Origin of the sequence: Streptomyces sp. NPDC000404, assembly GCF_040300365.1 — a bacterium.
GTDB classification, from domain to species: Bacteria; Actinomycetota; Actinomycetes; order Streptomycetales; family Streptomycetaceae; genus Streptomyces; species Streptomyces ramulosus.
Genome location: NZ_JBEPDN010000020.1, coordinates 33,454 through 45,668 on the forward strand (window position 1 = coordinate 33,454; position 12,215 = coordinate 45,668).

At 67.3% G+C, this 12,215-nt stretch carries 7 protein-coding genes and 3 pseudogenes; 6 read left to right on the forward strand and 4 right to left on the reverse strand.

Annotation, left to right across the window (positions count from 1 at the left end; all coding sequences use genetic code 11):
* The first annotated feature begins 68 nt into the window (after positions 1 to 68).
* From ABT345_RS31085 to ABT345_RS31110, 5 genes and pseudogenes are all read left to right on the forward strand, one after another.
* Positions 69 to 1,856: a type IV secretory system conjugative DNA transfer family protein gene (locus ABT345_RS31085; RefSeq protein WP_345080867.1), complete on the forward strand. Its 1,788-nt coding sequence runs from the start codon at positions 69 to 71 to the stop codon at positions 1,854 to 1,856.
* Positions 1,853 to 2,086 carry a hypothetical protein gene (locus tag ABT345_RS31090; protein WP_345080870.1) on the forward strand — a complete coding sequence of 78 codons (234 nt, stop codon included), beginning with the start codon at positions 1,853 to 1,855 and terminating at the stop codon, positions 2,084 to 2,086. Before ABT345_RS31085 ends, ABT345_RS31090 begins: the two co-directional genes overlap by 4 nt.
* Positions 2,083 to 3,248: pseudogene (locus ABT345_RS33300) on the forward strand (DnaB-like helicase N-terminal domain-containing protein). Before ABT345_RS31090 ends, ABT345_RS33300 begins: the two are co-directional and overlap by 4 nt.
* Positions 3,249 to 3,291: 43 nt before the next feature.
* Complete coding sequence (locus ABT345_RS31105) at positions 3,292 to 3,558, forward strand: hypothetical protein (protein WP_345080873.1); 267 nt, start codon at positions 3,292 to 3,294, stop codon at positions 3,556 to 3,558.
* A gap of 306 nt (positions 3,559 to 3,864) precedes the next feature.
* Positions 3,865 to 4,185: a hypothetical protein gene (locus ABT345_RS31110; protein WP_345080876.1), complete on the forward strand. Its 321-nt coding sequence runs from the start codon at positions 3,865 to 3,867 to the stop codon at positions 4,183 to 4,185.
* A 1,407-nt stretch (positions 4,186 to 5,592) separates the two neighbouring features.
* Here ABT345_RS31110 and ABT345_RS31115 read toward each other — a convergent pair.
* Positions 5,593 to 5,943 (reverse strand): hypothetical protein, encoded by a 351-nt coding sequence (locus ABT345_RS31115; protein ID WP_345082574.1) that lies wholly within the window; start codon positions 5,941 to 5,943, stop codon positions 5,593 to 5,595.
* On the opposite strand from ABT345_RS31115, the pseudogene ABT345_RS31120 reads away from it, so the two are divergent.
* A pseudogene (locus tag ABT345_RS31120) lies at positions 5,839 to 6,306 on the forward strand (type II toxin-antitoxin system RelE family toxin); the annotation flags it as partial. The gene ABT345_RS31115 and the pseudogene ABT345_RS31120 sit on opposite strands and share 105 nt — an antisense overlap.
* A gap of 148 nt (positions 6,307 to 6,454) precedes the next feature.
* Here the strand turns inward: ABT345_RS31120 and ABT345_RS31125 are convergent.
* The 3 genes and pseudogenes from ABT345_RS31125 to ABT345_RS31135 form a co-directional block, all read right to left on the reverse strand.
* On the reverse strand, positions 6,455 to 9,118 hold the full coding sequence (locus ABT345_RS31125) for an NACHT domain-containing protein (RefSeq protein ID WP_345080879.1): 2,664 nt from the start codon (positions 9,116 to 9,118) through the stop codon (positions 6,455 to 6,457).
* Between the two features lie 384 nt (positions 9,119 to 9,502).
* A pseudogene (locus ABT345_RS31130) lies at positions 9,503 to 10,376 on the reverse strand (IS5 family transposase).
* Between the two features lie 281 nt (positions 10,377 to 10,657).
* Positions 10,658 to 11,698, reverse strand: a complete 1,041-nt coding sequence (locus ABT345_RS31135; RefSeq protein WP_345080882.1) for a cytochrome P450 — start codon at positions 11,696 to 11,698, stop codon at positions 10,658 to 10,660.
* Positions 11,699 to 12,215: the final 517 nt, after the last annotated feature.

Here is a 12,215-nt window from a genome sequence, read left to right on the forward strand (position 1 = left end):
TCGATGACCAGCAGAAGAGCGCCCCGCGCCCGCCCCTCACCCGCCTGCGCTCACTCTCAGGACTCACCTTGCCCGTCCCGCGTACCAGCGCGCCCTCGGCCACCACCGGGGTCGACGCGCTCCTCTACCTCCTCTTCGGTGTCCTCGGCACTGCCTTCGCCTTCGGCTCCCTGGCCTGGCTCTCAGGAAACGTCGCCAATTCCCTCTTCGGGACCGGGCCTTGGGTGGAATTCAGGGTCGTTGAAGCCCTGCTGCATCCCGACGGTCTGTGGCCGCACCTGGACTCCACCGCCCTGCTGGTCAGCACGCGGATCATTCCCGCTCTGGTGTCCATCGGCCTCGCTGTCGTCGGCCTCCTCTTGTGGATGCGGCTGCGTGGTGGCGCGACGAACGGCCTCGCCCGCAAGGCGGACCTCGCCCCGCTGACGGGCAAGGAGATCGCCACCAAGGCCCAGAGCCTGCGGCCGAGCCTGAGCGGTAAGGAGTGGAAAGAGGTTGCTCCGGCCGACCGCGGCATCCTCGTCGGCGCTCTCTCCCCGGGCCGTGTCGAGGTCCGCGCCTCCTGGGAGGACGTGATCGTCGCGATCATGGCGCCGCGCAGCGGAAAGACCTCCGCTCTGGCGATTCCCGCGATCCTCTCCGCTCCCGGGCCGGTGCTGCTGACCTCGAACAAGGCCGGAGGTGATGCGTTCACCGCGACGTTCGACGCCCGCGCCGAGGTCGGCACGGTCTGGACGCTCGACCCGCAGCAGATCGCCCATCACCCGCGCGAGATGTGGTGGGACATCCTGGCCGACGCCCGCGACCTGGCGGGGGCGAAACGTCTGGCCGGGCACTTCGTCGCCGCGAGCGTCGATGAGTCGAGCGGCTCCGACTTCTGGTCCACCGCGGCGAGCAACACGCTCGGCGCGTTGTTCCTCGCCGCAGCCAGCCACCGGCGCCCGATCACCGATGTCCTGGCCTGGCTCGCCACTCCGTCCGACCGGACTCCGGTGGACCTGCTCGTCGATGCCGGCCACCATGCGGTCGCCGCCCAGCTCCAGGGCACCGTCTCCGGCGCCACCGAAACCCGCGACGGCATCTTTGAACCGAGTCGGCAGTACGCGAGCTGCCTTCTCGACCCGGATGTCGCCGCGTGGGTCACGCCGAACAAGGGCCTCCCCGAGTTCAAGCCCGCCGCCTTCGCCACGTCCCGCGACACGCTGTATCTCCTCAGCAAGGACGGCGGCGGCAGCGCCTCGGCGATCATCGCCGCAGCGGCCGACTCGGTCATGCGCGCAGCCGTCGTCGCCGCCGAACGCGCCGGAGGACGACTCGACCCGCCCGCCCTGTGCGTCCTCGACGAAGCCGCCAACGTGTGCCATATCAACGATCTCCCTGATCTGTACAGCCACTTGGGCAGCCGAGGCGTCATCCCGATGACGATCTTGCAGTCCTACCGGCAGGGGCAGCGGTGCTGGGGCGAGGCCGGCATGGACGCCCTCTGGTCCGCGGCCACCGTCAAGATCGTCGGGTCCGGGATCGACGACCCCGACTTCGCCGACCGCCTCAGCAGGCAGGTGGGCGACCACGACGTGCAGACCCTCTCCGTCTCGGACAGCAACAGCGGCAAGTCCACCTCCGTGAGCATGCGCACCGAGCGGGTCCTGCCCCCGGACGCGATCCGTGCCCTACCCAAGGGCAAGGCGTTGCTCCTGGCCACCGGCATCCGCATCGCCATGCTCAGCCTCCGGCCCTGGTACAAGGAGCCCTGCGCCAAGGTGATCGGCCCGACCTCGGCCCGCGCGACAAAGGCCATCACCGAACGGGCCCTCGCGAAGACTCACGGCCGCGACGACTTCGGGCTGTCGGCATGAGCCCGCCGCTCGCTCCGCGCCCCAAGCGGCTCGCACACGCGCCGGTCGCCCTGCGCGACGGCCGGTGGTGGTGGGTCAGCGGGCCCGGGTCCGTTCCCGTCGCCGACCCAACGTTCACCAGCACGCTGAACGGCTTCGCCCAGGCGATGGCAGCGGCCGACCAAGCGGCCGCCGACCTCCACGCCCGGCAGAACGGCGCCGCCGCCTCCGGCGCCAAGGGGCGACGATGAGCCCACTGGTCACCGCGGAGCAGGCAGTACTCGGCGCCGTCCTACTCGATCCGGGCCAGCTCTCACACCTGAAGTGGCTCGCGCCGAATCACTTCTCCCGGCCGGCCCACCGAGCGCTGTTCGCCGCCCTGCGCACACTCCGCAACGACGGCCACCCCGCGCTGGCCGAGCAGCCCGTGCCGCTGTCATGGGTGACCGATGCGATCGCCGAGGCCAGCCTCCACGTACGGGCGCTGACCTCGTCGTACGCCCACACCCTCATCCAGTCCTGCCCGCGCCCCGCACACGCCCCGGTGTACGGCCGCATGGTGCTGGAAGGCGCAATCCACCGCACCATCACGGAACACGCAGTCCGCCTTCACCAAGCAGCCCGTGCCGACGCACTGCGGGGCGACGTCAAGGGAGCGATGCACCACGCCGATGTTCTCGCCGGGGTACTCGGTGACCTCGCACGGCGGTGGGGCACCGAGCCGCGCCCGGTCGCGGCCGCCGCTCCGCCGTCTCCCCTCCCCACCGTGCCGCCGACGGCCAGCGGAGAACAGGTCGCCGAGGAAGAGCGGTTTCTTCTTGCCGTCCTGGCCGAGCGGCCGAAAGCCATGGTCGAGGTGTCGGGTGGCTGCGGCCGAGCGACTTCGCCAACCCGGCCCACGGGCAGCTCTACCGCTGCCTCAGCGCGCTCCACCACCGGAGCGAACCCATCGACCACATCACACTGCTCTGGGAAGCCCAGCGGCGCGGCCTGCTGGCCAGCGGCACACTCTCCGGCGACAAGCTCACCACCATCTGCAACGGCGAGAGTTCCGAAAGCGCAGAGTGGCTCGGGGCGCGGGTGATGCGCTCCTCGGTCACCCGCACGGCAGCCACCTCCGCACGCGCCGTCCACGCCTTGGCGGAGAACGAGACCCTGGCCCCCGGGCAACTCATCAACCACGCCCTGCACGCGCTCGACCCGCTCGACGACGTCCGTACCCGCTGGCAATCCGCGAACGGCCAGCCCACCCCGGAGGCGGAGCCGGCTCCTTCGCCGAACCGGCCTCCCCCTGCGCAGGTGCATGCCGCCCTCGCGCGCAGCACCCCGCGCTCCGCTTCACCTTCCCCGGCCCGGATCAGCCCTGCGCCCAGCCCGGCCCCTGTGCGACCGCCCTCTCGCGGCCACGGCTGACGCCTCCCCCGCCCACCGCTCGCCCTGTCCATAGGGGTTCGCCATGAACAACACCCGCGTCACCGACGCCCTGGCGCTGCGTGCCACGGCCTCAGCCTTCGATGCCCAGCGCGCCAAGCTCCCGATCGAGGGAGACCCGCACCGCTCGCCCGACGGCGTCTCCGTCGCCAGGCAGATTTCCGAACTCGGCAAGCTGATCACCAACTTGGGCAACGACGTTCTCTTCCGCACCGCCGACCACGGCCAGGAGGCTCACACTTCGCGGCTCCCGACGCCGCCAACTCCCTGCGCGTCGCAGCGGAAGCAGTGACAACGGCCAAGATTGCTTCCCCTCGTACGGCCAGCACCCCCTCGCGCGCAGGCCCCGCTGGCGGCCATCCGAGTTCCCCGCTTTTGCCATGTCGAACACGGAAGTCGCTACAGCGAACTGGGGCGCCCGCCCTCAACGGGCAAAAAACTGCACACGGATCCCGTTTGGGTGAACCGCTGGGCGCGTCGTGAGGGCTGATCCTCGGCCCGGGTACCTGGCATGCGGGAGCAGCAAGGCGCCAGAGCAGTCCGGAGCCTCGGGGCTCCCATGACGTGCCCCTCTTGTGAACCTCAGTACGGAGCCCTCATGCGTATGCGCTTCAGCCGGCGCGCGGCCCTCGTGGCCACCGCCGGCGCCCTCGCCCTGTCCTGCGTCAACCTCACGACTGCCTCGGCCGCGCCCGGCGTCGTGATCCAGGAGAACGGCGGCCAGTTCAAGCAGACCCGGGACCCGCAGGCCGGCAAGTGCTACCCCGGCCTCGGCGCCGACACCGCGATCAGCAACCGGACCAGCGGCACCATCCTGCTCTTCCCCGACGGCAACTGCTCGACGAAGGTCCTCAACCCCCTGGGTCCGGGCGAGTTCCGGCCCGACGAGAACGTCGGCAGCTTCCTGGCCCTCGACTGACCCCGCGCACCTCCGGCCGCTCTCCGGCCGAACGCCGGAGAGCGGCCGATGCACAGGCGCAGGCCATCAGGTGAGTCATGGCCTGGCCCGTAGACCCCGATCTCGCCCCACGAAAACATCGAACGGCCATTCCGAGCCGCTGTGGGAATGTGTCTCACCCCGGCGGCGACCATCGTCTGACAGTGAGACTTTCCGTGGTCAGGTAACTCTCCGCCAGGCGGCCGTGGGTGGGAGAATCTTGCTGGCCACCGACAAGCAGTTTCGCGTCCGTCCGCGCATATCCAGGCCGCCTGCCACCGATCCATCAATCGCAGCGTCCGCTTCGCCTCCTGCTCCCGCCACCGCAGCAGCAGCGGCTCCTGCGGCCCGGACCGCTCGGAGCAGGTGACGTGAAGACCACCATCGCGCCCTCCACTGATCGGATCGCTCTGCTCGGGGTACGGCGGCCTGGACCTGGGGGTGCAGGCCGCCCTCGGCGGCACCCCGCGAAGAACGGCGGCTCGGAGCGCCCCTCGAAGAGGAAGAGCGGGGGCCACGGACCGAACCTGGCCGACGAGATGGAGCGGCTCCTGCTGCCGGCGCCGACAGCGTCGGACGGGGCCAAGGGCTCGCCCAATCAGCGTCACGGCAACGGGGACATGACCCCGCCGAGCACAGCAGCGTCGTCCCTCCCCGCACCGCGGGCGCAGTTCGGGCGCCCCGGAATGCCGACCGGGCAAGCGCCCTCCCCTGTCGGACACAGTTCTGCCGCTCTGGACAGACCCTCCGGAAGCCGGGGAGCAGCCCAGCAATGGGGCGCGTACGCCGCCGCCATCGCCCGATGGGAGAGGCTCACCCGCCCCCGCACCGCCGCTCACCGGCGCGGGCGGACGGACGGCTCCGTGCCGACTTCGTGGAGTGGATGCAGGGCCTGGAACCCGGCTGGGTCACCGCCACCCCAGGGCTCGGACGGCCAGCTCAGCTCACCGCCCTCGGCAACGGCGTCGTACCCCAACAGGCGAGACGAACCGCGGAGTTGCTGGCCCCACCCTTGCCGCATTGCCCACGCTGTACGGCGATGTAGTGCCCCACTACCGGGTTTCCCCGGCCGAACCAAATCGCGGTTTCTCCGGGTCCTGCTCGCCATGCCCGACACCAGCACCACCGCACCCGACTCCGAACCGTTCCGGGTCCCCGACGGGGACCTCGACGACCTCGCCAGCACCCTCGCCAAGACCATGGCCGAGGTCCGCCAGCACGGCGTCATCCTCGACCGCCTGCGCTCCGAGCCCGCGCCCGACACCACCGCCACCGAGCCGACCGACGGCGCCTCGGCCCCGGAGACATCCGGGGCCGAGGAGGACGGCCCCACCTCGATGTTCATCCTCGTCCTGAACGGCGAGGCGTACGACGTCAAACTCGCCGCCCTCAGCGACGAGCCCGCCCCGTCCCCACCACCGTGTGCTGGCAACCCCTGCGCCCGAACAGCTGGGGCTGGCACCGCAGCGGCCCGCTGCCGCAGCCGCCCGAATACCGCGACGACGCCACCGCTCTCCGGACCCGCGCCGCCCTCACCCGATCGACCGGCGCCTCCACCATGCCGAAGGCCGGCGTCGAGGCCCACAGCACGCCGTCGGCGGGAACAGTGCGGCGACCGGGGCCCGGGAGGTCTATGTGAGCCGCGCCCGCTTCGCCTTCGCCGCGCACCCCGACGCCATCGCGGATCTGCGGAAACTCCCCGAACGCATCCGTGACCTGGCGCTGCTGGAGCTGCAGCACCTGGTGCACGGCAGCGACGACTGCCTTCCACTCAAGGGCCCCCTGGCGGGGTTTCACAAGGTCTACGTCGACCCGTCCGTCTCCTACCGGATGGCCATCCAGTTCCGTCCGGCCCCGCCCACCTCGAACCACCAGCGCGAGATCTATCTCGTCGCCGCCGGCAGCCGGAAGGGCTACGAGGTCTACCGATCGGCCCACCAGCGCACCGGCGTCCACCGGAGCGCTGAGAACGGGCCGACCACCGAGGCGCGCGTGCAGGCCGCTCGATCCCGCTCTCCCCACGCGTCCCACCGGCCGACGGCGGCCTCGGCGACTACAGCATCAGCCCAACCCCCTGCGACCGCTCCCCGAAGGGTTTCCCCAGCGGTGACCGTCAACCGCGCCTCTCTCCCTTCCCCCCGCACCGACCTGGTAGACGCCTCTTCGCCGATGCCGCGCAGCTCTTCTCCGCGACCCTCGCTGCCAGGTCCAACGGTCGCCAGCAGCCCTGCATCTGTCGCCCGAATGCTCTTCAAGCAAAGTTCAGTGGCTCTCTGACGATCTCCGTAGAGGGCGGTAGATTCTCTGAACCAATCAGCTGCGCCCCCTCGGGAACCCGCAAAGTCTGCAGCGATTTGATCATTTCCAGGCTGCTGACATCGAAAAGCATCTGATTATTTTCCAGAGTGAGGGTGTGCAGGTTCGGGAGATGCTTCAACCACTCCCATGTTGAACCCGCAGCACACTCCATCCAGAGATGTGTAAGGCGATACCCTGCACACACTCTTACAATGTCCCGCGCTTCAATTTCTCCCGTCACGCGAATACGCGAGCGCCCCCCGAAGCGACGCAATGCCAGCAGCTCCTGGAGAGTGGATACTGGAAAATAGAGGTCTTCTTCACCTAGGTGAGCGAGGATCTCATCGGCATACCGGTCACATTCGAATCGACTCCAGACGCGAGCAAGTTCACGTCGTACACGGAGGTCCTGAATTTCTCTATATTGCGCCAGCACAGGGATTGCAGCATCGGTTGCGACTCGGGTGGCGCAGAGCACGGTGAAGTAAACCTCATCGCCGGAGAGGCTCTGCGGACCGGGAAGTAGGTCCAGGACAATAGGGCCCACATCGGCCAAACTACGGGCGTGCTCAGTCGATCGAGGCGGGATCAGCGCCGCAGCCCGGCGCTCCACTTCCGCCCTCACTGCAGGATCCAGCTCTGTCGCATGCTCGAGGCAGGCAGCCGCCAGTAGGTGAAGCCTCTGATTTTCCCTTGCAGAACTGTCTCCTCGCTCAATGAGGCCAGTTAGCAGCCTCTCCCGTTCCATGGGTCTAGCGTGCGCAACGGACATGCGAATCACGTCTTCCCATTGATCGAGATGAGCATGCCCGATGAGGAAATCGAAGTCGAGTCCTTCGACTGCCGCCTTAGCCCCCAAGTAATCCTGAAAGGTGCGATGAATAAAGTCCAACGTACCCACGCTGGGCTCCCGCAGAAGACCGCTCCGGACCAAGAGATGCCGGTAAATTTCCTCTGGCGTTCCCTGCTCAGCCACCTTCGGCATAGCTGGTAGTGCGCGTGTCAATAGCTCGACCGCGTCCGATTGATCCATCTCCGATCGACCATTACGGATCAACCAGTAGGCAAGCTTCTGCACCAGCTGAATATTGTGCTCCTCGCTGATGCGCGGTGTTCCTGGCTTATTAATTCCTCGTTCACGATCACGCCGGGAAAGCAGCATAGAAAGGGCGGCATCGTAGATTTCTTTACGGCCTTCAGGTAGGTAACCGCGGCGATCTTGATGCAAAGCACAGATAAGGGCACACATCAGTGGATTCGTAGCAAGGCGACCTAGGTCTTGTTTTGCCTGAACAGCGCGCAACAGGTCTCTTGCATAGCGATCACCGACGCCAGAAGCCCTATGCCATCGATTTATGAATTCGGCTACGTTTTCGCGACTCATAGGAGCCATGTCCAGCTCTACGAAATCATCGCCAACTAGCCAGTCTGCCCGCACTGCGGAGGGCCGGGAAGTGACCAACCACCGATTGCTGGGGTAAGAGCAGACGAGATCTTGCAGCCAGCGGCGAGCCTCTTGGCGCTCCGCTTCCGGGACTTCGTCAATCCCATCGACCAAGATGAGCCCGCGCCCAGACCGCAGCACCCTGTCGAACCAACCCGTTGGCTGCAGTTGAGCGATAGGGCATTCGACGGCCGCCAAAAATCCATCAGGCGTAGGCAGCTTGGCACCGCCCCTGGTCAAGGTTCGCAAAGGGAGGACGAAGGGTACGAGTCCGTGGAGATAGAGCAGACGCTCGTCGAGCTCTTTTCGGGCCGTGGAAACGGCCAACCACTGCACCAGCGTGGTTTTCCCCGAACCTGCAACGCCACGAAGCAGAACACGGTTCCTTCCTGCCAACACATGGTCAGCCGGCAGGACAACGGGCAACGCGCCCGCGCCACTCCCAACGGCATCAAGACTGAGGTATGCGGCGTCAAGAGGCCAGATCTCAGGTGACTCAGCCAGATCCAAGCCGAAGATAGAGAGTTTTCCGTGCTTCCGGGAAATATATTGGGCGTATCGATCCTCGAAGGGCGCATCGGCCGGAGAGGGCGTCCGCTCGATCAAGGTGTCAATCTTGAGCGATAGTTCCTCGATACCGCGAATATTCTCAACGAGCGTACGCGCCACAAAGGTTGAACGCTGTGTGAAGAAGTGCAAGATATGCAGGCATGCCGTATCGAGCACACTCGCGTGAAGCTCCACAGCATCGCTGGATAACCCTAGAGTTGCAGAAGGGCTTTGCGCCCTTAAGTGTCGCGATAGCGCGAGGTGCCCCAGCCGCACGGCCTGCACGTCATTCATATCGATGTAGCCCATGGCCCGCAGTGAGTCAGCCACGGCATGCGCCACGGCACGCAGCTCATACGAGGGAAGAAGTTCTTCTACGCCAGTGGATTGCGCGGCTCGATTGACCAGCTCCTCGGCTATCTTGTGCAGATCACCGTCAGAGAGGAATCGCTTCTCGCCTTTGAAGGAAACGAGGCTCGAAACCCGCACCGGCTTATTTACCAAGCCCGCCCCAGGACCTTCAGAAACGAAGAGCTTCTTGATTAACGGAGCAACGACACTCGAAGCGAGACGAGCTCCAATGGCAGCGGGTTCCATCAGCCCCCCGGGCAGGCGTGCCAGCAACGACCCATAGCAGGCTAGGGCATGATCCGTCTGCGTGGCCCCGAATCCTTCAAGTGGCTGTGCGGGGGCTCGAAAAGCCCGCTTCTTCGGCCACTGTCAGCTTCGGTGGCCGACCCGGGCCACGGATCTGAGTGGTCACTCGAACCGGGCGCCCTCATCGTGATGGTCATCCCCGGCCGTCGGCGACCATCGCGATGTCGCCCACCGTCCACGGCCGCCCGGCGGCACGGATCTTGCCCTCCAGCCGGCTCCACCCCAGTGTCTGCTCAGCTCGGCCACCTCGACTCCTCCTTCGATCCCGTGCAGCCCGTTGCCGCACCCCCGGTACGACAGCCGCGTCCGCCGGTCCGTTCCCGAACGGTGAGCCAGGAGTTGTCCGGTCGATCATGCGCGGAGCCAGATGACGAGTGCTGCGACGGTGATAGTGCCGAGGCAGACGTAGCCGCGTCTGTCGTATCGCGTTGCGACCGCTCTGGTGTGCTTGAGCTTGTTGATGGCACGTTCGACGGTGTTCCGCTTCTTGTATCGCTCCGCGTCGAAGCTCGACGGCCGCCCGCCCCGCGAGCCCATGCGTTGGCGGACGGCCTGACTGTTCGTCTTCTCAGGGATTGTGTACCGGATGCCGCGCCTGCGCAGGTAGTCGCGGCACGGCCCGTTGCCATAGGCCCCGTCGGCGGCCAGGCTGTCGGGCGTCGTGCGAGGTCTGCCTGCACCGGTTCGCGGGACACGGATCTTCTCCAGCACGGGTATGAACTACGTGCAGTCCGACCGCTGTCCCGGTGTGACGACCAGGGATAGCGGGCGGCAGCGGCCGTTCGCGCTCAGGTGGAGCTTGCTGGTGAACCCGCCGCGCGAGTGGCCCAGGCCCTCATCTCCCGCAGCACTTCCGCCAGACGGGCGTCCCGTCCTGGTGTTCTGGCGGTTCACCCACCCTTTGAACCGGGGCGGGCGGCGGATCGGTCCGGGCTCCGGCCACGTGCTGATGTGCGCGGACAATGGTGAAGTCGACCGAGATATCCCAGTCGATCTCTCCAGCGGCGTAGCAGTCGTTCCCAGTGCCGTCAGCCGACCACAGACGGTGTCGTTCGTAGACGGTCTTCCACGGGCCGAACCGTTCAGGCAGGTCACGCCACTGCACGCCCGTCCGAACCCGGTGCAGAATCCCGCTGATCACCTGCCGATGGTCCCGCCACCGGCCATAACGCCTGTTGCTGACGGGCAGGAACGGACGGAGTCGTTCCCACTCGGCATCGCTCAGATCGCCCCGCCCCGTACCCGCGTCAACACCCCAGGCACACGGCCGTTACGTGACCGGCCAGACAAGTACGGGGGGCCGGCGGCTTGGCAGGCCGCGTGGACGAAGGTAGGCAGGCGGTGTATCTGGTCGGAGCGAAAGACGGTCCGCACACCGTTGGCCACGGAGTGCGGACCGTCAATTGCAGATCGGGACTACTAGAGCCAGACATCCGGAATCCAGAGGCTGGCGGGCTTGTTCCTGATGATGCGTCGGATGGCAGCGATCACGTCATTCACCTCCCTTCATGAGCGTGGCTTGACGGCGGTCCTGAGGGTCCGCCGCAGGACGAAGGGGCGGGGGAGGACGGATCCGGACACCAGGGGCCGCGCATCGCCGCCATTGACGGTCAGGTGGGCATCCTGTGCCAGGACGGCGATCGTCTCGGTGATCAAGCTGTGTGCGACGGCTGCGCCAGCGCAGGTGAACGGACCGGTGCTGAAGGGTATGTAGGGACCTTGCCCGCCTGGCTCGTTCCAGCGTTCGGGCCGGAACAGCTCGGGCCGGTCCCAGCGGTGCGCGTCGTGGTGCAACAGGTAGGGGCTGACTGACAGGGCCGTGCCTGGCGCGAACGACAGGCCGCCGAATTCGAGAGCGTGGGGGACGGGCCGGCCGACCATCCAGACGAATGGACGGTGGCGTCCGGCCTCGCGTACCAGCGACTCCGTGGGCCACGGCCATGGCGGGCCGGGCGGGTGGTGCAGGCAGGCCAGCAGGAGCGCCCACGCCACCGCGTAGCCGATGTTGCCCACGATCGACTGGAACAGCAGCACGTACAGGTCCGTCACGGTCTGGTCGGTGGTCCCCTCGGGGCAGGCTCCGATTACCGCGTCCAGTACGTCCCGCGGCTCGCTCGCTCCGGAGCCCTCCGCCCGGCGGTTCCTCACCTGTTCGGTGATCGCGGCCATCAGCCCGGGGCGGAGCATTTCCACCCGTGCCCGCTGCCACATGTACGGCTGGCGGGCGGTCAGTCCGCCCGCCACGGCCTTCGCCATCAGTCGCCGCAACGTCGGCGGGGCATCGGGGTGCAGCAATGCGTCCGCCGTGCACCGGTACACCAGCGCCGGCCCCGCTGCGGGCCACTGGCTGACCGGCCCCAGTCCGGCCACCGCTTCGGCCAGGCGCTGACGATAGGCGGGTAAGTGCGCCCGTATCACGTTCCGGACGGCGCGGCCGACGGCGATCTGGGCGGACCGTGAGGGCAGCATGTCCCCGAAGAACGTGGAGATGCCGGTGTGAAAGACCGGGCTGTGCAGCACCGTGAGCGCCAGTTCGGAGTCCCTCACACACCAGGCGCCCCAAGGGAGCCGGAACACCTCCGCCGGGCTCCGGCGGGCGCGGTCCTCGATGTACCCCAGCGGATCACGCCGGAACCGGCGCATCTCCCTCACGCTCACCGCACGCCCCCAAAGAGCCGAAGGACCATTTATTTCTGGTCATCTGCTCACGTCCACTGATACTGCGGATTTACCCGACGGCAACCCCTCCACGCTTCGGGGGCGGGACTTCACCCGTAAAGGTGAAGGCAACCGTCGAGGTCGTCGGCGCCTTGAACTTGGCTCCCCGACTGAACCGATACTCAGCGCAGGAGACCGCGTGCGAAGACCGCCTATGGACCTGCCGCATTGTCCGGAAGCCTCGAACTTTCTTCCCGTGGTCTCTGCGCGGACCGGGTGAGGCTGAGCCGGATGGCCGTCCCACCGAAGCGGCGGGCGCGACCGCTCGTGCATCCGCGATCCTGGGGACATCAAGGCGTCCCTTCGGCAGGAGGAGACTGCGGTGCCCGACAAGCATTCGCGTGGA